At 62.7% G+C, this 19,276-nt stretch carries 20 protein-coding genes; 14 read left to right on the top strand and 6 right to left on the bottom strand.

The features are described 5' to 3' along the window. Positions 1-75 precede the first annotated feature (75 nt). From fusA to DGI_RS13130, 4 genes are all read right to left on the bottom strand, one after another. On the bottom strand, positions 76-2,145 hold the full coding sequence (fusA, locus tag DGI_RS13115; RefSeq protein WP_021761594.1) for an elongation factor G: 2,070 nt from the start codon (positions 2,143-2,145) through the stop codon (positions 76-78). A gap of 46 nt (positions 2,146-2,191) precedes the next feature. Continuing rightward, on the bottom strand, positions 2,192-2,665 hold the full coding sequence (gene rpsG / locus DGI_RS13120; RefSeq protein WP_021761596.1) for a 30S ribosomal protein S7: 474 nt from the start codon (positions 2,663-2,665) through the stop codon (positions 2,192-2,194). A gap of 26 nt (positions 2,666-2,691) precedes the next feature. Then, on the bottom strand, positions 2,692-3,063 hold the full coding sequence (gene rpsL / locus DGI_RS13125; protein WP_021761598.1) for a 30S ribosomal protein S12: 372 nt from the start codon (positions 3,061-3,063) through the stop codon (positions 2,692-2,694). A 242-nt stretch (positions 3,064-3,305) separates the two neighbouring features. Next, positions 3,306-5,069: a glycosyltransferase gene (locus DGI_RS13130; RefSeq protein ID WP_158407333.1), complete on the bottom strand. Its 1,764-nt coding sequence runs from the start codon at positions 5,067-5,069 to the stop codon at positions 3,306-3,308. 93 nt (positions 5,070-5,162) lie between these two features. Here DGI_RS13130 and DGI_RS13135 point away from each other — a divergent pair, with 93 nt between their 5' ends. Then, a complete protein-coding gene (locus DGI_RS13135) occupies positions 5,163-6,776 on the top strand; it encodes a glycosyltransferase family 2 protein (RefSeq protein WP_021761602.1) in 1,614 nt (537 codons plus the stop codon). A gap of 13 nt (positions 6,777-6,789) precedes the next feature. Here the strand turns inward: DGI_RS13135 and DGI_RS13140 are convergent, their stop codons facing one another. Next, positions 6,790-7,398, bottom strand: a complete 609-nt coding sequence (locus DGI_RS13140) for a TrmH family RNA methyltransferase (RefSeq protein WP_021761603.1) — start codon at positions 7,396-7,398, stop codon at positions 6,790-6,792. Between the two features lie 81 nt (positions 7,399-7,479). On the opposite strand from DGI_RS13140, the gene DGI_RS13145 reads away from it, so the two are divergent. The 13 genes from DGI_RS13145 (at position 7,480) to DGI_RS13200 (ending at position 17,266) form a co-directional block, all read left to right on the top strand. Then, entirely contained in the window at positions 7,480-8,361 is an 882-nt protein-coding gene (locus tag DGI_RS13145) for an adenine nucleotide alpha hydrolase family protein (RefSeq protein WP_021761605.1), read from the top strand. 348 nt (positions 8,362-8,709) lie between these two features. Beyond that, the gene (locus DGI_RS13150) at positions 8,710-9,261 is read left to right on the top strand and encodes a Na+/H+ antiporter subunit E (RefSeq protein WP_051286614.1); all 552 of its coding nucleotides are present in this window, start codon (positions 8,710-8,712) and stop codon (positions 9,259-9,261) included. 3 nt (positions 9,262-9,264) lie between these two features. Further along, the gene (locus DGI_RS13155) at positions 9,265-9,567 is read left to right on the top strand and encodes a monovalent cation/H+ antiporter complex subunit F (RefSeq protein ID WP_021761609.1); all 303 of its coding nucleotides are present in this window, start codon (positions 9,265-9,267) and stop codon (positions 9,565-9,567) included. A 34-nt stretch (positions 9,568-9,601) separates the two neighbouring features. After that, on the top strand, positions 9,602-9,970 hold the full coding sequence (mnhG, locus tag DGI_RS13160) for a monovalent cation/H(+) antiporter subunit G (protein ID WP_021761611.1): 369 nt from the start codon (positions 9,602-9,604) through the stop codon (positions 9,968-9,970). Next, entirely contained in the window at positions 9,970-10,215 is a 246-nt protein-coding gene (locus DGI_RS13165; RefSeq protein WP_021761614.1) for a Na(+)/H(+) antiporter subunit B, read from the top strand. Before mnhG ends, DGI_RS13165 begins: the two co-directional genes overlap by 1 nt. After that, positions 10,212-11,039 (top strand): Na(+)/H(+) antiporter subunit B, encoded by an 828-nt coding sequence (locus tag DGI_RS13170; protein WP_027193225.1) that lies wholly within the window; start codon positions 10,212-10,214, stop codon positions 11,037-11,039. The genes DGI_RS13165 and DGI_RS13170 overlap by 4 nt, the downstream gene beginning before the upstream one ends. Before the next feature lie 18 nt (positions 11,040-11,057). Then, the gene (locus DGI_RS13175; protein ID WP_021761618.1) at positions 11,058-11,447 is read left to right on the top strand and encodes a cation:proton antiporter subunit C; all 390 of its coding nucleotides are present in this window, start codon (positions 11,058-11,060) and stop codon (positions 11,445-11,447) included. Then, positions 11,444-12,988 carry a proton-conducting transporter transmembrane domain-containing protein gene (locus tag DGI_RS13180; RefSeq protein WP_027193227.1) on the top strand — a complete coding sequence of 515 codons (1,545 nt, stop codon included), beginning with the start codon at positions 11,444-11,446 and terminating at the stop codon, positions 12,986-12,988. The genes DGI_RS13175 and DGI_RS13180 overlap by 4 nt, the downstream gene beginning before the upstream one ends. 12 nt (positions 12,989-13,000) lie before the next feature. Further along, entirely contained in the window at positions 13,001-14,542 is a 1,542-nt protein-coding gene (locus tag DGI_RS13185; RefSeq protein ID WP_021761620.1) for a monovalent cation/H+ antiporter subunit D family protein, read from the top strand. A gap of 26 nt (positions 14,543-14,568) precedes the next feature. Then, complete coding sequence (locus tag DGI_RS18820; RefSeq protein WP_154661672.1) at positions 14,569-14,709, top strand: hypothetical protein; 141 nt, start codon at positions 14,569-14,571, stop codon at positions 14,707-14,709. Between the two features lie 9 nt (positions 14,710-14,718). Further along, complete coding sequence (locus DGI_RS18495; protein WP_021761621.1) at positions 14,719-14,964, top strand: hypothetical protein; 246 nt, start codon at positions 14,719-14,721, stop codon at positions 14,962-14,964. A 1-nt stretch (position 14,965) separates the two neighbouring features. Then, a complete protein-coding gene (locus DGI_RS13195; RefSeq protein ID WP_021761622.1) occupies positions 14,966-16,762 on the top strand; it encodes a Na(+)/H(+) antiporter subunit D in 1,797 nt (598 codons plus the stop codon). Positions 16,763-16,771: 9 nt separating this feature from the next. Further along, entirely contained in the window at positions 16,772-17,266 is a 495-nt protein-coding gene (locus tag DGI_RS13200) for a cyclic nucleotide-binding domain-containing protein (protein WP_021761623.1), read from the top strand. A 424-nt stretch (positions 17,267-17,690) separates the two neighbouring features. Here DGI_RS13200 and DGI_RS13205 read toward each other — a convergent pair whose 3' ends face one another. Next, positions 17,691-19,256, bottom strand: a complete 1,566-nt coding sequence (locus DGI_RS13205) for an NFACT RNA binding domain-containing protein (protein ID WP_021761624.1) — start codon at positions 19,254-19,256, stop codon at positions 17,691-17,693. Positions 19,257-19,276 lie beyond the last annotated feature (20 nt).

A 19,276-nucleotide genomic window follows, 5' to 3' on the forward strand; every position in this document is an offset into this window, starting at 1 on the left:
TTCGAATTTTGCCTTGCCCATTGTATGGTCTCCTCGTCTCGTAGAGAACGGGTCGTGCTCTTGCGGCGCCCGCAGCTACTTGCGCTTGATGATTTCTTCGGCCAGCTGGGCCGGTACTTTTTCGTAATGATCGAACTGCATGGTGAAGGTGGCGCGACCCTGGCTCTTGGAGCGCAGATCCGTGGCATAGCCAAACATCTGCGACAGGGGCACTTCCGCTTTCACCACCTGGGCGCCGGGGCGGGCTTCCATGGTGTTCACCCGGCCGCGACGGGAGTTCAGGTCGCCCATCACATCGCCGAGGTATTCTTCCGGGGTCACCACTTCCACACCCATGATGGGCTCCAGCAGGGTCGGGGAGGCCTGATGGCAGGCTTCCTTGAAGGCCATGGAACCGGCGATGTAGAACGCCTGTTCGGAGGAGTCCACTTCGTGGTAGGAACCGAAGACCAGCGTCACCTTGAGGTCCACCACGGGGTAGCCGGCCATGACGCCGCTCTTCATGGCGTCCTTGATGCCCTTGTCCACCGCGGGGATGTATTCCTTGGGGATCACACCACCCTTGATGCCGTCCACAAACTCGTAGCCGCCTTCCGGATTGGGCGCGACCTCGATGACCACGTGCCCGTACTGACCGCGACCGCCGGACTGCTTGGCGTACTTGTGGTCCACCTTGGCAGGCTTGCTGATGGTCTCGCGGTAGGCCACGCGGGGCTTGCCCACGTTGGCGTTGACACCGAACTCGCGGGTGAGGCGGTCCACGATGATTTCCAGGTGCAGTTCGCCCATGCCGGCAATCAGGGTCTGCCCGGTTTCCTCGTCGCTCTTGACGCGGAAGGAGGGGTCTTCCTTGGCCAGCTTGCCCAGGGAGTCGGAAAGGGAGTCGCGGTCAGCCTTGGATTTGGGCTCGATGGCAACTTCAATAACCGACTCGGGGATGGTCATGGACTCCAGCGCGATAGGCCGCTTTTCGTCGCACAGGGTATCGCCGGTGGCAGCATACTTGAGGCCCACGGCAGCCACGATGTCGCCAGCGCCGGCCCACTTGATTTCTTCACGCTTGTTGGCGTGCATCTTGAGCAGACGGCCGATGCGTTCACGCTTGCCAGAAGCACCCACCACAACGCTCATGCCGGATTCGATGCTCCCGGAGTAGATGCGCAGGAAGGTGAGGTGCCCGACGTAAGGGTCGGACATCAGCTTGAAGGACAACGCCGCCAGGGGCAGGCTGTCGTCGCAGGGGCATTCCACTTCCTCGCCCGTGTTCGTGTTCAATCCCTTGATGGCCGGCACTTCGATGGGGGAAGGCAGGAAGTCCACCACGGCATCAAGCAGGGGCTGCACGCCCTTGTTCTTGAAGGCCGAGCCGCACAACACCGGGGTGCACACCATGGCGATGGTGGCCTTGCGTACGCCGATGGTCAGTTCCTCAGGCGTCAATTCCTCGCCGCTGAGGTACTTTTCCATCAGGGACTCGTCTTCCTCGGCCACGGCTTCCAGCAGTTCCAGGCGGCGAGTATCGAACTCGTCCATGAACTCGGCAGGCACGTCTTCGATGGAGAACTTGGAGCCCTTGGATTCATCGTCGAACAGGATGGCCTTGCCCTGGATCAGGTCCACCATGCCGCGGAAGTTGTCTTCGCTGCCGATGGGGAACTGGACGGGCACGGGCTTGGCGCGCAGCCGGTCGCGGATCATGTCCACGCAGCGCTGGAAGTTGGCGCCGATGCGGTCCATTTTGTTGACGAAGCAGATCCGGGGCACGCGGTAACGGTCCGCCTGCCGCCAGACAGTTTCAGACTGCGGCTCCACCCCGGCAACGGCATCGAACACGGCGATGGCGCCGTCGAGCACGCGCAGGGAGCGCTCCACTTCCATGGTGAAGTCCACGTGGCCGGGCGTATCGATGATGTTGACGCGGTGATCTTTCCAGATGCAGGTGGTGGCGGCAGACGTAATGGTAATGCCGCGCTCCTGCTCCTGAACCATCCAGTCCATGGTGGCCTGGCCATCATGCACTTCACCGATTTTGTGCGAAACGCCAGTGTAATACAGAATGCGTTCGGTCGTGGTGGTCTTCCCGGCATCAATGTGGGCCATGATGCCGATATTGCGCTGCCGATTCAAAGGGACGACGCGTGACACGGGGATGCTCCTTGACTTGCCTGGACTATTCTGGCCGTGAGGCAGACTACCAGCGGTAGTGGGCGAAGGCTTTGTTGGCGTCCGCCATACGATGGACGTCTTCCTTCTTCTTCACGGCGCCGCCACGATTGTTGAAGGCGTCCGTGAGCTCCCCAGACAACTTGTTTACCATGCCTTTCTCGCCGCGGGCGCGGGCATAGTTGATGAGCCAGCGAAGGGCCAGGGCAACCTGACGCTCGGGGCGCACTTCCATGGGCACCTGATAAGTGGCGCCGCCCACACGGCGGGGCTTGACTTCCATGTGCGGCTTCACGTTGTCCAGGGCGCGCTCGAAGGCACGCATGGGCTGCTCGCCAGTACGCTCGGCCAACAGTTCCAGGGTCTTGTAGAAAATGGATTCCGCCACGGCTTTCTTGCCGCTGAGCATGAGGCGGTTGATGCACTTGGCGGCCATACGGCTGCCGTACACCGGATCAGCCTGAATGCTGCGCTTGGGAGTGGAACCTTTCTTGCGAGGCATGAGGGGGCTTCCTTACTTGAAGATGGCTATTTCGGCCGCTTGGCGCCGTACTTGGAACGGCTCTGACGACGATCGCTGACGCCGGAGGTATCCAGGGTGCCGCGCACGATGTGGTAGCGGACACCGGGAAGGTCCTTGACACGGCCGCCACGGATCAGCACCACGGAGTGTTCCTGCAGGTTGTGGCCTTCGCCGGGAATGTACGCGGTGACCTCAATCTGGTTGGTCAAACGCACACGGGCAACCTTGCGCAAGGCCGAGTTGGGCTTTTTGGGCGTGGTCGTGTACACGCGAGTGCAGACGCCGCGGCGCTGGGGGCAGGCCTGCAATGCCGGGGTCTTTTTGCGCTTGCTCACCTCAAGGCGAGACTTGCGGATCAACTGGTTGATGGTAGGCATTGCCTTCCTCCGTAAAAGCTCCAAAAAATAAAAAGAACCCCCCGGCTTAGAGACCAAGCCGTAAGGTGACGCGTCGTCATGGAGCGACGCAAAGCCCATCTGGTCTATCCAACACCCCTTACACTGTCAAGGGGTATTGCATGAAAAAGCGTCTTTCCGGGCAGTTTTGCCAGGAACGGACACCATACCCTGCTTTGCCGCAGTGCGCCACTAAAAAAGAAGGCTCTTTGCTGCTGCGTTGCTCAGACGCCCGAGCACCACGCGCTGCGCACCGGCCGCATGCCGTAGGCTTCCAGGGCTGCGGCCTTGGCGTGCATATCTGCCAGGAGCATGGCCAGGCAGCGTTCCCGCAGGTCCTGGACCTCTTCATCCGTGTAGTCCATTTCCAGTTTGTACAGATTTCCCAGGGAGCTGGCCATGGCGCGCCGCTCCTGCTGGGAGCTTTTGCCGCTGACTTTCTTGTGCACAATGGCCAGGCTGCCCTGGTATACCGGGAACTCGCCGCGGCGGCACAGGCGCAGGTCGTGCTCCAGGTCGTCATACTGGGTGGGGTTGAAGCGCAGATCGAACCCGCCGGCCCGTTCCAGGCCCTCCCGGGTGAACAGGTGGCAGCAGCCGGTCACCGAGGCGCAGGGGCGCAGGTAGTCGTGCTGCCCAACGTCCATATCCTCGTGGTGGACGCCGGAAAGGCGGATGCGGCGGGGATACGCCGGCGCGAATCCGCCGGGTTCGGCCATGGGCGGCGGTTCCGCCAGCTGGAAATCCGCGCTTTGGATGCGCCAGGGCGCGCCCGCATCCACCACCTTGCAGCCCCAGACGCCGGCTTCGGGGTAGCGCGCCTTGGCGGCAAAGAGCCGCTCCAGCCAGTCTTCGGGCACGGTGGCATCATCATCCATAAAGATGATGTCGCCGCAGGCCCGCACCTCGGGGGCGGCCAGCAGCCAGTTGCGTGCAGCCGGCGCGCCGATGTTCACGGGGAGCTGGATGGTGGTCAGCCTGTCCTTGAGCCGCGCCCGCCAGGCAGCCAGGATGCCGGGGGTGGCGTCGGTGGAGCCGTTGTCCAGCACCACCAGCCGCGCGCCGTGCAGCCGGCTTTGGGCGATGGATTCCAGGGCCAGATTCAGGTCGGCGGCCTTGTTGAAGCTGTAGAGGCAGATGGCCACGGGGTCCCGGGGAACCTCCAGGACATCGGCAATGCCGGCCAGTCGGTCGTGGACCATCAGCAGATGACTGGTCAGCCAGGGACGCTGATTGAGGGCCTGCTGCCAGAGAGGGGCAGCGCGGTCCACCCTGTCCATCCGCCAGAAACTTTCCGCCAGCCGCAACTGGCAGAGGGTTTCGCCCTCGCCGCCTTCCAGGGCCCTGACCTGGGCCATGGCCTTGGCGTAGAGGGATCGCGCGGCCTCGGGATCGCCGCCGAAGAGGCGCACGTCGCCCATGAGCCGCTGGGCCACCCAGGCCAGGGGGCGCGGGGCATGCTCCTGAAAGCGCTGCAGCAGGGAATCCAGCCAGTCCAGCTCGCCGCGATACACGGCCAGGGCCACGGCCTCGCGCATCCAGAAGGCGCTGCCCGGCGCATCCAGCAACATGCGGCCGCACAGCAGGCGGACGCGGTCCAGATCCCGATCCATCTGCGCCTGACGCAGCTGCTGCGCCTCGGCCGGAGTTTCAAAGTGATGCACCGCCGCCACCATGGCCTCCCGGGGCAGGGGAAGATCCGGAACCATGCCGGCGGCGGTCAGGGCGTCGCGAGCCAGGGCACCATCCAGGGGATCATACTCCCAGGCCAGGGCCAGGAGCGAGGCCCCCAGCCGGGCGCAGGTCTGCCCCGCGGCGTCCCGACGCAGGGCGTGGCCGTCCATGGCATGCGTCAGGGCCAGCCGGGCGGTGGTTTCCAGATGGTATCGGCCGGAAACACCGTGCAACAGGCGCTCCAGCACCGGCGCAGGACAGGACGCCAGAAAAATGGGGGACTGTGAGGAAACGGAAGAAGCGAACGCCGCCATGGTGGTGGTCCTCTGCTTGACAGGACGATGCATTGCGTCCCACATGTCTGCTGCACCCCTAGCCCTAGCCCGAGCGCGAGGCTTTCGCAAGTCATGCCCATGCAATCCACCACATTCCCGAATCGGTCGCCCTCCCCTGCCTGGCCCGGCCCGGCGCTGTACGACGCCCTCGCCCGGCGGCTCCTGCTCTGGAAATTTGGCGTGCAGGGCCGGGTGTGCGCCGAGGCATCGTTGGAACAGGCCCTGACCGCCGCGGCGGACGATGCCCGCTTTCTGGGACCAGCCGCAGGCATGGGCTTCTGGATGTGGCAGCAGCGGCCCACCAGTCCCGATCTGCTGGAGACCTTCCTGTCCCTGGAACGGCTGACGCCTTTTTTGCCCGGACACGCCCGCACTGCGCTGCAGGGCATGCTGCGCCTCAAAACCCTGCTCGCCTCGTTGGATGCAGCCTGGCAGACCGGCTGGGAGGCTGGGGATCTGTCCCGCTGCCGCGAGGTGCTGCGCACCCGTCCCCTGCCGCCGCCCCTGGCCGGCCTGGCCCTGCGGCTGCAGGCCCAGACACTCTTATATGATGATGCCACCGCCGCCATGGATCTGCTGGCGCAGTTGGATCGACGGCAAGACGCCGCCCCGCTGTTCGCCGGCTGGATCGCCGTGGCCCGCGCCTTCCTGCTGCGCCAGACCGGCGACCATGCCGCCGCGGCCCAGGCCCTGCGGCCAGCCTGGCAGGCCATGCCCTGGCATGTGAACCTGGCCTGCAGCCTGCACGACCTGCTGTTCCTGCCCCGGGCTTGCGGCGCCACGGCGCAGACCCTGGCCATGTCCCGCAGGACGGTGATCTGTCTGTATACCTGGAACAAGGCCCGCCCCCTGGCCCAGGCCCTGGACGCCCTGGCCCGCAGCGATCTCGGCGAGGCCCGCGTGCTCCTGCTGGACAACGGGTCGGCCGACGCCACCCCGGCCGTGCTGGAGGACTACGCCCGCCGCGCGCCCCATCCCGTGGACATCCTCACCCTGCCCGTGAACATCGGCGCACCGGCTGCCCGCAACTGGCTGCTGGCACAACCCGGCGTGGCCGCAGCGCAGTGGGTGGCCTTTCTGGATGACGACGCCATTGTCCCCCCGCACTGGCTCTGGGCGCTGCTGGAAACAGCCGCGCGGCATCCCCAGGCCGGGGCCGTGGGCTGCCAGATTGTCGGCCCGCATGCGCCCTTTCCCCTGCAGGCCGCAGACTTCCACCTGCTGCCGCCGGCCCTGTGCCCCTCCGGCTTTGTGGACCTGCGCGAACGCCTCCATATCCTGGATAACGGCCTGGGCGAGCCGGCCCTGGGACTCTTTGACCATGAACGCCCCGCCGCCACGGTGACGGGCTGTTGCCATCTGCTGACACGCCCGGCCCTGGACGCCGGCGGCGGCTTTGATCTCACCTTCTCCCCCAGCCAGTTTGATGATGCCGCACGGGATTTGCGGTCTGCCCTGGCCGGGTTTCCGGCCGTGTGCGCCGGGCACCTGCGGGTGCGCCACCTGCAGCACTCCAGCCTGTCCCAGGCACGCACCCCGTTTCAGGAAGCCAGAATCCGCGCCAACAAGGCAGCCATGGAGGGTCTGTTCTCCGATGAAGAAGCCGGGCAACTGGCGGCAATGGATTCCGCGCGCACGCTGGAGGATCTGGCAAGAAAGCTGAATCGGCTGGGGGAAGTGGAATAGCACGTACCTGACGTTACCACGCACTCCACGTCTGGACCAGTCGTTCCAGTGCCTCGTCATCCAGGCTGCTGGCGTCGTACATGCCCTTGGCCATGCGCTGCCGCCACGCTTCGTAGAGGATGATCGCCGCCGCCACGGAGACGTTCAGGCTCTGTACCATGCCCATCATGGGAATGTAGAGTTCATCATGCGCCAGGGCTTGCAGTTCCGGGTCTGCCCCGCGGTGCTCGTTGCCCAAGATGATGGCCGTGGGACGCGTGAAGTCATAGTCCGTCAGCGGTCTTGCCTTTTCCGAACAGGCCGTGCACAACACTTGCATTCCCTGCGTGTGCAAGCCCGCCACCATGGCCCCGGCATCCGCATGGCGCTGTGTCTCCACCCATTTACGGGCCGAGGCAGACGTTTTGCGGCCCAGCACAGGGAAGGCGGTATCCGTATAATACAGATGCACCGTGCTCACGCCAAAGGCATCGCAGCTGCGATACACGGCCGAGACATTGTGCGGATCGTGAATGTTGGCCAACACCAGGGTCAGGTCGTGCTGTCTGGCTGTGGCGACACGGCGCACCTTGGCGGCACGCTCCGGGGTAATGCATTCTGGGAGTCTGTGTTTTGCTGTCATGACGAGTGGTGTGGTACGCAATAGTCGCCCGCTGCGCAAGCCGCTGCCGCACCATTTACCGACAACCCGTTCGAGGAGTGCATGGAAAAACATCTGCTGCTGACCGTCTCCGCAGACCGCGAAGCGTCGTCCAACCTTCGATTCATCCGCCATTTTTTCGACGCATTGTGCGACCTGCGCATCACGCTGTTCTACGTCGCCTCCCGGCCCATGGACCAGGAATACCACTTCGTGCCCAGCGCCCTCGAAACCGGCCATCAACGTCAGGTGCCGGTGGAGGAAATCAAATCCCCCGAGGCGCGCGAAGCCCTGCAGCATGCCCGGGAATGGCTGGTGGCTGAAGGCTGCGGCGCTGGCAAGATCGAAACCAAGGCGGTGTATTCCCGCTTCGGCACCGTGCACGACATCATCCAGGAAGGCCATGCCGGCAAGTACGACGCCGTGGTGCTGGGCAAACGGTGCGTCTCCTGGTTTGAGGAGCTGCTGGACGACTCGGCGACGAACCGGATCCTCCAGGAACGAATCGATTTCCCCGTATGGATTTGTCGCCGACCTGAGACAGGCTTATCCCGGGATGTACTCCTGTGCCTGGACGGGTCCGAGGCCTCGATGCGCATGGCAGATCACGTGGGATTCATGCTCGGCTCCGCGCCCCGGCACCGCGTGCAACTGCTGCACGTGCGCACCCGGGCCGAGGATCGCAGCGCCGCCATGTTTCAAACCGCACGGGAGGCCCTTCTGGAAAATGGCGTCAACCCACAACAAATACATGAAAAAGTGGTCGCCTCAGATGCCCCTGCCCAGACAATTTTGCAGGAGGCCCGCCAGGGACACTATGCCGTGGTGGCGCTGGGACGCCGCAGCCGGGAAGGCCATGGCGGGGAACCAACGCGCCAGGGTAAATCCGTCACCCAAAACCTCCTGCATTTGATTGAAGATTTTGCGCTGTGGATCAGCAAATGACCAGGCGGCGAACACGCTGATTCTCCAATCAACCGATTTATTTCAGATTATACTTGTCAGAAGCCGTTCCCCTGGTGTAATGCTTCTCCAGCCAATCAGGCGGGCCAAGGACAACCTTCTGCTACCATAACGCGCCGCGCGACGGCGCTGAACACCAGGACATGCGCTGCCCTGCCTTATACTGCTGCGCCCTGCATCCTGGTCCATGCATACGGGGCAGACGCAGTGACAGAACATGCCTCCCACTCCGGGAATTCGACAGATCAAGTATCCTCCCAGCAGCCGATGCGTGTTGCATTTGCGCCGGCGTCCTCAGTCCCGCACGACACGCAGACTGCATTCGAACACATGGATGAGCACCGTCGCGGCAATGGCGGCAGCAATGGCGGCAGCCTGACGGGTTTTGTGCTCACCTTCATCATCATGATGCTGACGTGGTGCATTCTTTCGGGATTCTTCGACTCGTTCCATCTGTCCCTGGGCATCATTTCCAGCCTGATTGTCGCCTGGAGTTCCCACGACCTGCTGTTCTCCACGCCCACCTCTGTCCGCCTGAGCCAGACATGGCGCATCTGGATGGGCTTTCCGGGCTACTTCCTCTATCTGATCATCGAAATCTGGAAGGCCAACATCTATGTCCTGAAGCTGTGCTTCGCCAAGGACGTGGAACGTGCCATCGACCCGCATCTCATCACGTTCAAGACCACCCTGAAGAGCCGGCTGGCCATGGTCACCCTGGCCAACTCCATCACCCTGACGCCGGGCACCATCACGGTGGAAGTGGACTACGACGGCGTCTTCACCGTGCATGCATTGGACAGCGGCATTGCCGAAGGCCTGCTCAAAGCGGAGACCAACGAGATGCAAACGCGCATTGCCAAGCTTTTTGGAGAGGTCTGATCCATGGACCAGTTTTTCCTGTACACGGGCGTGTTTCTTGTACTGCTGATGATCGCCTCCATGTACCGGGGCATCGCTGGCCCCACAGTGCTGGACCGCATCCTGTCCGTGAACGCCATCGGTTCCAAGACCACGGTGCTGCTGATTCTCATCGGCTTTCTGTACGGTCGGCCGGAAATGTTTGTGGATATTTCCCTGGCCTACGCCATGTTGAACTTCATCGCCGTCATCGCAGCGGCCAAGTATTTCCACAAGCGGCGGGGGCAGAATCGCGAAGTGTGTTACTACACGCCACCCAAGAAATAGCGTCTGCACACGCCACTGCAATACGAGCTGCGCCATGGAACAAGCCATCATTATAGTTTGCATCGCCCTGAACGTGCTGGGACTGGTGTTTTACACCGGCGGCACGGTCGGGATCATCCGTTTTCCAGATTTCTATGCCCGCCTGCATGCTGCCGGCAAGCTGGACAGCCTCGGCGCATTGATGATGCTGGCTGGCTGCGCCATCTTTGAACTGCAGCATGTGAATTTGGGCACGGTACTGACAGCGCTCAAGATCATGCTCATCATTGTATTCATCTTCCTTGCCAGCCCCACGGCCACGCATGCCATCGTCGATGCAGGCCTCGCCAGCCGCCACGACTTCTGGTCGAAACGCAAAGGCGCGTCCACGCCGGCCGATGACACGCCGCAGGAGGAGAACTGATGTTCTGGCAGATCGACAATCTGGTGCTCACCCTGGTGATCATTTGCGCCATCGCGTCGTTGTCCATCAAGGACAACCTGTCCGCAGCCCTCTTTTTCGGTGCATACAGCTTCATGATGTGCGTGTTGTGGGCCATCATGGGCGCAGTGGACGTGGCCTTTACCGAAGCCACTGTGGGTGCCGGCGTCTCCACCGTGCTGTTCATCGCGGCCATTTTCCGCACTTCCAGGAGGACGACAGATTGAAAGCGCTTGCCTGGATCAGCTGTGTGCTGCTTGGCGTGGCCATGCTGTACGTGGCGACGAACTTTCCCGATTGGGGAGACCCCAATTCGCCGGCATCGTTGCATCTTTCGCCGCACTACATCGAGCAGGCCATCCCGGAAACCAGCGTGCCGAACATCGTTTCCGCACTGCTGGCCGACTACCGGGGCTACGACACCATGTTCGAAACCGCGGTGGTCTTCACTGCGGCCATGGCGTGTTTCTTCATCCTGCGGGTGCTTGGTTGCGAGGTGTCCGGCCAGCAACTGTATCGGCACCTTGAAACCGGAATCCTCATCCGCAGCGCCCGACGCATCAACCTGCCCCTGGGCTCCAGCTTCAAGCGGGTTGAGTCTGTCAGCCAGCGCTACGACTTCATCACAGCCAAAGTCTGCAGGTTAATGATTCCATTCTTGCAGATTTTCGGTCTCTACGTCATCGCCCATGGCCACCACAGCCCCGGCGGCGGGTTCCAGGGAGGCGTCATCCTTGGCTCAGCCTGGATTCTGCTGGCCATTTCCCATGATTTGCAGTCTGCCTGCGACCGATACGCCGAGCGCAAGATGTTCGTCTTTGTCGCCACTGGTGTGCTCATCTATGCCGGCACGGGCGTGCTCGCCATGCTCTACGGCGGCAACTTCCTGGATTACAGCTTCCTGGGGCCGCTCTTTGGACTTGACCCGGTCGCCTCACGCTCCTTCGGCATTTTTGTAGTGGAAGTGGGCGTCGGCTTCACCGTCATGGCCACGATGATCCTGCTGTACAACTTCCTGGCCAGCGCCGGCCGCTGCGACGAAGGACTGTAGGGGGACGCCGTGTTTGACATGCTCCTGGACATCATCGCCACAAAATACAACTATGCTGGCTTCATCTTCCTGATGTGCATCGGGTTGTGGGCCATGATAGGCAAGCGGAACCTGCCCAAGAAGATTCTTGGAATGAGCATTTTCCAGACTGCCATCATGCTGTTCTACATTTCCATCTCCGTCAAAACCAACGCCACGCTGCCCATCATCGACGCGCATGGCGCGCATGGGCATGACCTGCATGTGCGTGCTGCAGACTATCTGAATCCCTTGCCTCACGTGTTGATGCTCACGGCCATCGTGGTCTCCGTGGCCACCCTTGGCGTGGCGCTGGCCCTGGTGCAAAAGGTGTATCGAGAGCACGAGACATTGGAAGAACCTGAAATCCTGGAACAGTTGCGGAAATGAGCCCCCACTTCCCGGCCTTGATGGTCACGGTGCCGCTCTTGATGGCCTTCATCACCACCCTGCATGGGTGGCTGGGCGGCAGGCGATCGTTCTACTTTGCGTTGTTCACCGCCGCTGCCTGCTCCTGCATGGGAATAGCCTTGGTGGTGCACGTACTGGAGCACGGTCCTGTTCTCTACAAGCTGGCCGGCTGGGCGGCCCCCGTCGGCATCACCTATCGCGTGGACGGCCTCAACGCCGCCGTGCTTGCGGTGATGAGTGTGGTGGCCTTGTACGTCATCGCCGGCACCAAACCAGCGGTGGAGCGCGAGCACTTCGGCAAGGAGCCAGCGTTCTATACCCTGGCGCAGCTTGCCCTGTGCGGCCACCTGGGCATGACCATCACTGCGGATGCCTTCAACCTGTACGTGTTGTTGGAAATCACGGCGCTTTCAGGCTATGCGCTGCTGGCCATCGGCCGCCCCCGCGCCTACCATGCCGTGCTGAACTACCTGTTCATCGGCACCATCGGCGCATCCTTCTATCTGCTGGGCGTGGGGCTGCTGTACATCAAGACAGGCACGCTGGACATGCTGGATCTTGCCCAGCGCATCCAGCCCATTGCGCAGGAGCCGACCATCCTTGCCGGCTTTGCCCTCATGGTCCTGGGCATGCTCATCAAGATGGCCTGCTTCCCCGTGCATGCCTGGCTGCCCAATGCCTATACGTTCTCCTCCTCCACCGCCGCCAGCCTGCTTGGCCCCATGACCACCAAGGTCATGGTGTATGTGGTGCTGCGCATGGTGCTGACGATCTTCACCCCCGATATGGCCTACAGCATGCCAGCCATGACCGACCTGCTGGTCTGGGCAGGGACGGCAGCCATCATCGTCGGGGCGGTCATGGCCCTTGCCGCCAAGGACTTCAAACGGATGCTCACCTGCATCATCCTCTCCGAGGTGGGCTACATGGTGGGCGGCACGTGGCTTGGCACCCGTATGGGCGTAACCGGCGCGGCCCTGCACTTGGTGGGCGATGCCATGATGACCGTGACAGTCTTTCTCGCTGCCGCCTGCCTGACGCATCAGCTCGGTCGCATCCAGCTGACCGACCTGAAAGGCGCATTCGGCAAGATGCCGGTAACCATGGGCGCCATGGCCGTGGGCGCCATCGCCATGATCGGCGTCCCCCCCACCTGCGGCTTTTTCAGCAAGTGGTATCTGCTGCGCGCCGGCATGGAGCAACAGCAATACGCCTATGTGGTGGCGCTGCTGCTCTCCAGTCTCGTCAACGTCATCCTGTTCTTCCGAGTGTTCGAGATCGGCTTTTTTGAACCGATGAAAGCCGGACACGGACACGGCACTGCCGGCCACGGCGAGGATGGACACAGCGATGGCCATGGCAGCCATGGCGACGGGCACGACGCCATCGTGCTGCAGGAAGCACCGTTCTCCATGGTCGCCGTTCTGATTGTGGCTGCGATCTCGTGCATCGCCCTGGGCTTCGCCACTCCCTGGCTTGTGGACCTCATCGACTCGGCCCTGCCGCCGACGCTGCTCTAGGAAGATTGCTCCATGACTGCTCCGGCGCTCGTACCCTCCCTGATTCCTTTGGCTGCGGTCCTGGTCAGCCTGTTCGCCATCGCCGGCATCGCCACGTCGCGATCGCCGAACATTCGCGAAGGCTGGACATTCGGCGCGGCGATCATCAAATTCCTGTTGGTGCTCTCGCTGATCCCCACCGTACTGGCCGGGCAGGAACCTGCGTGCCACGTGGCGACCTTTGCACCAGGACTGACCCTGGCGCTGCGCGTGGATGCCATGGGCCTGCTGTTCGCCCTGGTGTCCTCGTCCTTGTGGATTCTCACCAGCTGCTACTCCATCGGCTACATGCGCACGGAAAACGAGCATGCGCAGACGCGATACTATTGTTGTTTTGCGCTGGCCCTGTGCGCCACCATTGGTGTGGCTTTCTCCGCCAACCTGTTCACGCTGTACCTCTTTTACGAACTCCTGTCCTTTGCCACCTGGCCACTGGTCACACACCACCAGGATGCAGAGGCACGACGCTCCGGCCGCAAGTACCTTGGCTACATTGTAGGCGCATCCATCGGATTGGCGTTGCCAGCCATGGTGGCGGTATTCGGGATAGCTGGGACCCTGGAATTCACGCCCCACGGCATCCTGTCCGAAGCAGTCCTTCGTCCAGGCCACATGACGGCGCAGGCTGGCGGCACTGGCATCGCCCTCACCGCAGGCATGACGGCCCTGCTGCTGCTGGGGTTCGTCTTCGGCTTCGCCAAGGCCGGGGTCATGCCGTTTCATAGCTGGCTTCCGGCCGCCATGGTGGCCCCCACGCCCGTCTCCGCCCTGCTCCACGCCGTGGCAGTGGTCAAGGTCGGGGCGTTTTCCGTCTTCCGGGTCATCACCCATGTCTTCGGGGTGGACATCCTGGCCGCCTTCAATCTGGGCAATCTGGTGGCAGCCATCGCCTCGGTGACGATTATCGTGGCCTCCCTCATCGCCCTTTCCCAGGACGGCCTCAAACGCCGGTTGGCCTTTTCCACCATCGGACAGCTCTCCTACATCCTGCTGGGCGCGGCGCTGCTTTCTCCCAAAGCACTCACGGGCGGCCTCATGCACATCGCCCTGCACGCCTTCGGCAAGATCACGCTGTTCATGTGCGCCGGGGCAATCTTTGTTGCCACCGGCAAATCCAAGATCAGCGAAATGGACGGCCTCGGCCGGGCCATGCCCGTGACCATGGCTGCATTCTTCCTGGGGGCCTTGTCCATCATCGGATTGCCTCCATGCGGCGGGTTCATCAGCAAATGGTATATCCTGCAGGGAGCCTTGGACGCTGATCAGATCGTCTTCATGGTGGTACTGCTGGGCAGCTCTCTGCTGAATGCGGCGTATTTCATGCCCATCATCTATCGCGCCTTTTTCAAGGAACCTGCCGCTGCGGTGCACTTCCACAAAGAATTTTATCCATACCAGGGATTTTGCGTGGCGCCTCCCGCCATCACGGCGGTCATCAGCGTGGCCCTGCTGATTTATCCGCAACCGTTTCTGCAGCTGGCGCAAATGGCTGCGGCGCGAATCTCCGGCATGTAATGGATGAGAACTGCTGAGGAATGGCCATGACCGGCAACCAGCACGAAGTTGAGCCAACTGCCTATGCGCCCCGCCCGGGATACGGAAAAGTGTTCGCCGCCGCCATGGCGCTGGGCGTTGCTTTCCTGATCGCGGCTGTTTTTGCGGGCATGGGCGGCAGACATTAGGGAGCAGGCATGAACACCCGATCGACATCGGCCTTTATCGATAGACCTTTTCTCGTACTGCTTGTCCTGGCATGCGTCTCTGTGCTTGCCGGGCTGTTTGTGGACATGCACGCGCATTTTCCCTGGGAAAACGTGCCGGGATTTTTCGGCGTGTTCGCCTTTGTTGTCTGCGGCGCCATGTGCCTGGCGGCGGGCTTCGTGTTGCGGCCATTGGTGAAGCGCCCGGCAGACTATTACGACACGGACAGGAGCTGACATGCCCTTCTTGCTGCCGCCATTTTTCCTGCTCGTGCTGGGCGCGCTGACGCTGCCCCTGTTCTCGGCACGGCCAGTGCGTGCCGGCCTGGCCTTGGCATTCGCCGTGCTGTCCCTGTGCAACCTGCTGGCCATCCCGGAAGGCGTGCATTTTGTGCTGCCGTTTCTTGGGCAGGAAGTCATCCTGGCCAAAGTGGACAAGCTTTCCTTCATTTTCGGACTGATCTTCCACTTGGCCGCCATTTTCGGCATCGTCTACGCCTGGGAGTCCAAGGATAATACGGAACGCGTCTTTGCCATGCTTTACGCCGCCGCGGCGCAGGGCGTGGTCTTTGCCGGGGACATGCTCTCCCTGTTCCTGTTCTGGGAAAGCCTGACCGTGTGCGCAGCCGTCATCATCTGGACCAGGGGCGATGCCGCAGCCCGCGGTGCCGGGTTCCGCTATTTTCTGGTCCATGCCGTGGGCGGGCTGCTGCTGCTGGCCGGCATTGTGCTCCGGGTGCACCACACCGGCTCCCTGGCCTTCGGGCCCATCGGGCTGGATTCACCGGGCGGACTGCTCATCTTCCTGGGCTTTGGCGTGAATGCCGCGTGGCCACTGCTGCATGCATGGCTGCCGGACGCCTACCCCAACGCCAGCCCCACAGGGACGGTGTTCCTTTCCGCCTTCACCACCAAGGGCGCGGTGTACGTACTGGCGCGCAGCTTTGCCGGGGAAGAGACGCTCATCTGGATCGGCGCAGTCATGGCCGTGTTCCCGCTGCTGTATGCCATGCTTGAAAACGACCTGCGGCGCACCCTCGCCTGGTGCCTCATCAATCAGGTGGGCTTCATGATGATCGGCATCGGCATCGGCAGCGAGCTGGCCATCAACGGCGTCTGCGCCCATGCCTTCGTGCACATCCTGTATAAAGCCCTGCTGTTCATGAGCGCCGGCGCCGTGCTGGCCCAGGCCGGCACCTGCGAGGCCACCCGGTTGCAAAGCATGGGCGGACTGGCCCGTCAGATGCCATGGACCTTCGCCTTTGCCTGCGCCGGCGTGGCTTCCATCTCCGTGCCCCTGTTCTGCGGCTTTGCCGGAAAATCCCTGATCATTTCCGCCACGGCCGAGGCGCACCTGAGCACCGTATGGATGCTGCTGATGTTCGCCTCCGCCGGCGTGTTCCTTGCCGGCCTGCGCGTGGTGTATGTCGCCTTCGGGCAGCCGACAGCCCCCACCTCCTACCAGGGACTGGCGGTTTCCGAAGCGCCCTGGGGCATGCGCATCGGCATGGCCTTGACCGCAGGGGCCAGCCTGCTCGTCGGCCTGTTCCCGTCAGCGTTTTACAGCCTGCTGCCGAACGCCATGGACTACCACCTGTATTCTGCAGGGCACTTGGTTTCCCAGTTCCAGGTGTTGTTCTTCACCGGCTTGGCGTTTCTGGTGCTGCTGCGCGCCGGCATGCTGCCAGCGGCAGTCAAGGGCATCAATCTGGATGTGGACATCGTGTACCGCCGCCTGGCGTTGATCTTTTATGCCGCCATGGATTCCCTGTTCAACCGGCTCAATGCATGGTGCGAGGCCCTGGTGGTGGATGGCCTGTTCGCCTGGCTGGCGCGGGTGCATACGCAGGCCCCCTGGCGCTTTTCCACGTGGCTGCTGAGTCCCATGCTGTTGCTCATGCCCAAGGAGGCGCGGGAGAAACTGCAGGGAGAAATCCGGCCGGCGCTGGAAACCGCCACCACTCCCATTGGCTTGACGGCGTTTGCAACTGTGGCGTTCTTGTGCGTATCGATCATCATGCTGCTTACGGTCTAGGAGACGAGCATGCCAGCCCCCATCACCGTTGATCTGCTCAGAATTCCCATGCTCCGCTCTGTCGGGGTTGAGATGCTGTCCCGTCTGGTGCCCATTTCCGAAATGCGTCGTTCCGGAGACGGCGAGCGCATTTATGCCATGGGCGAACCGGCGCATCACTTCTTCATCTGCCACAGGGGCGAAGTGCTCTCCGAGCAAGCCATTGCACGGGACATCACCGCCACGGTTTCCGTCATCACGCCCGGGTCTTGCTTCGGCTGGCCCGCCCTGCTGCCCAACGGCATTTACCGCAGCGACGCCGTGAGCCAGGGAGAGACGGAGTGCATTGCCATTGAGGCCGCTTCCCTGCGCCAGCTCATGGATACGGACCACGAATTCGGCTACACCCTGTACAAGGCCATGTGCGGCAGCCTGGTGGAGCGGCTCTTCACCAGGACGGACCAGCTGTTGCAGCTCGTTTCCTTGCATCCGGATCTGCGCGCCGCCATCACGCGCGAGGAATAAGCTTCCCCTGCGCCGGCACAGGGCGATGTCGGATTCGAATACGATGATCACGCCACGAGGAGTCGTTCCCCACAGAGAACGACTCCTCGTTTTATTTGGCATGTGGCAATCTACTCGCCGAGCACCGGCAAGCAGTTTTTGCTCGCGTGTCAATTGTATTGTTGAAAAATGCTCTCGGGGCATCCCTGTCTGGCGAAAGGATCTTGCCGCTCGCAATAGTCTTTTAGAGCATTGTAATTTTGAAAAAGGACATTGCGAGAGGGGAAAACTTTTGCAAAAGGTTCTCCCCTCTCGCGCTCTCCCCTTCCAAAACTTTAATAGTGCCCTTGAATCACAATAAAAAATCTTTGGAAAAGGGGTTCGGGGGAAGAACCTTTCTTTAGAAAGGTTTTCCCCCGAGAGTTCTTTTCAAAAACAACGTACTCTAAACTATGGCGAGTTGCAGTTCAAGGTCCTTCATCATGGCCGTCTGCACCGTCTCCAGCAGCGTATCCACACGAACCTGCCCTGGCGCACCGCCCTTGATCGGGTGCACGTCCTTGGCCAGGGCCAGCAGCACGCGGACCTTGCCTTCGCCGGCCTGCCAACTGCGCAGGGCAGCCAGCACCGCCGCTTCCTCAATGGTCCGGCGGGGCACGTCCTGCCCGGCGTGGTCGCGCTTGATGAGCACATGACTGCCGGGGCCATCGGCCGCATGGAGCCAGTAATCGAAGGCATTGGCCTCCCGCGTCACCAGCCTGTGGTTGGCCTTGGAATTCTTGCCTTGCATGATGCGGAACCCGTCCGAAGAGCGGAACAGGCGGAACCCCTCTGCCCCCTCCGAAACTTTCGGACGCGGACGGGCCCGGGGCGGCTGGCCGGCACCGGCAGTCGCCGCGGCCGGCGCGCCATGCTCCAGAATCCGAGCGCGTTCCGCCTCGATGACCTCGCGCCGCGTCCTGGCAATCTCCAAGCCACGTTCCGCCTTGGCTCCCTGCCGGAAGCGGCGGGCCATGTTCTCGGCAATGGTCAGGCGCGGATCCAGCTCCAGGACCACCTCGGCGTCGTGCGCATCCATCACCTTGACCCGCCTTGCCTTCTCCTGGGCGTTGAGCCGGAACAGATTGGCCTGCAGCAGCAAGGCTTCCTCCCGCTGGAGCAGCAATCCGTGCAGGCGGTGCTCCTCCTGCTCCAGGGCCTTGAGATTGCGGGACAGGCGCTTGCGGCGCGCGCTGGCGGCATCGGTCTCGGCCTTGTGCTGGGTGGCGACCACCGCCGGCAGCACCTGACGGCGACCGGCCTCGGCGGCGGCTTCCGCCGCACTGGTGAACACCTGCGGCGGCTCAGCGGCAGTGGGATCGGCCCAGACGAAGGGGCCGGCCGCATCATACAGATAGAACGCCCCGCAGCCGCCGGCCTGTACCGTGGCATACATGGGCCCGGCCACATCCGGCGGCAGGGTCAGCAACATCTTGCGCAAGGGGGGGGAAATGTGCGGATGCGTGCGCCAGATGTCTTCCTGCTGCAGCAGCGTTTCCAGCGACGGCCACTCGGGGGCGGCATTCCAGACGGGCGGCACGTCCGGCGGCACAAAGCCGGACTGCGGGGGGATGGTCCAGTGCTGCGGGAGCTCGTCCAGGGTCAAGGCCAGGAACAGGCCATGCCGAAGATCGATGATGCACCAGCCCTCGCCGTCGTCAGGTCCCAGGCGGATGGCCAGACGGCGCTGGGGCCAGTCGGCCACAAACTCCATGCACCGCCGCGCCTGCACATGGCGGCGCAGCCACATGACCGTGGCCGAAGGCGCAGGGGGGTTGGGCGGGGTGATGCTGGAGGGGAAGAGGCAGGGATCGCGCCGGCCCAGCCGGATCACCAGGGACGAGGCCAGGCCGCCACGATCCAGGGTGAGGACGAACACATCCGGGGCAGGGCCGTACACCTTGCGGACAAGCGCCCCGCGACACAATGCGGCCAGTTCAACGGCCAGACAACGAAAAAAACTGGCCTCCATGGGCGCTCCCGGACTCGGCG

This window comes from Megalodesulfovibrio gigas DSM 1382 = ATCC 19364 (assembly GCF_000468495.1).
GTDB lineage: Bacteria > Desulfobacterota > Desulfovibrionia > Desulfovibrionales > Desulfovibrionaceae > Megalodesulfovibrio > Megalodesulfovibrio gigas.

Coding starts and splice junctions, on each gene's coding strand:
- rpsG (WP_021761596.1), bottom strand. CDS start 2,665: ATGCCTCGCAAGAAAGGTTCCACTCCCAAGCGCAGCATTCAGGCTGAT.
- rpsL (WP_021761598.1), bottom strand. CDS start 3,063: ATGCCTACCATCAACCAGTTGATCCGCAAGTCTCGCCTTGAGGTGAGC.
- DGI_RS13130 (WP_158407333.1), bottom strand. CDS start 5,069: ATGGCGGCGTTCGCTTCTTCCGTTTCCTCACAGTCCCCCATTTTTCTG.
- DGI_RS13135 (WP_021761602.1), top strand. CDS start 5,163: ATGCCCATGCAATCCACCACATTCCCGAATCGGTCGCCCTCCCCTGCC.
- DGI_RS13140 (WP_021761603.1), bottom strand. CDS start 7,398: ATGACAGCAAAACACAGACTCCCAGAATGCATTACCCCGGAGCGTGCC.
- DGI_RS13145 (WP_021761605.1), top strand. CDS start 7,480: ATGGAAAAACATCTGCTGCTGACCGTCTCCGCAGACCGCGAAGCGTCG.
- DGI_RS13150 (WP_051286614.1), top strand. CDS start 8,710: ATGGATGAGCACCGTCGCGGCAATGGCGGCAGCAATGGCGGCAGCCTG.
- DGI_RS13155 (WP_021761609.1), top strand. CDS start 9,265: ATGGACCAGTTTTTCCTGTACACGGGCGTGTTTCTTGTACTGCTGATG.
- mnhG (WP_021761611.1), top strand. CDS start 9,602: ATGGAACAAGCCATCATTATAGTTTGCATCGCCCTGAACGTGCTGGGA.
- DGI_RS13165 (WP_021761614.1), top strand. CDS start 9,970: ATGTTCTGGCAGATCGACAATCTGGTGCTCACCCTGGTGATCATTTGC.
- DGI_RS13175 (WP_021761618.1), top strand. CDS start 11,058: ATGCTCCTGGACATCATCGCCACAAAATACAACTATGCTGGCTTCATC.
- DGI_RS13180 (WP_027193227.1), top strand. CDS start 11,444: ATGAGCCCCCACTTCCCGGCCTTGATGGTCACGGTGCCGCTCTTGATG.
- DGI_RS13185 (WP_021761620.1), top strand. CDS start 13,001: ATGACTGCTCCGGCGCTCGTACCCTCCCTGATTCCTTTGGCTGCGGTC.
- DGI_RS18820 (WP_154661672.1), top strand. CDS start 14,569: ATGACCGGCAACCAGCACGAAGTTGAGCCAACTGCCTATGCGCCCCGC.
- DGI_RS18495 (WP_021761621.1), top strand. CDS start 14,719: ATGAACACCCGATCGACATCGGCCTTTATCGATAGACCTTTTCTCGTA.
- DGI_RS13195 (WP_021761622.1), top strand. CDS start 14,966: ATGCCCTTCTTGCTGCCGCCATTTTTCCTGCTCGTGCTGGGCGCGCTG.
- DGI_RS13200 (WP_021761623.1), top strand. CDS start 16,772: ATGCCAGCCCCCATCACCGTTGATCTGCTCAGAATTCCCATGCTCCGC.
- DGI_RS13205 (WP_021761624.1), bottom strand. CDS start 19,256: ATGGAGGCCAGTTTTTTTCGTTGTCTGGCCGTTGAACTGGCCGCATTG.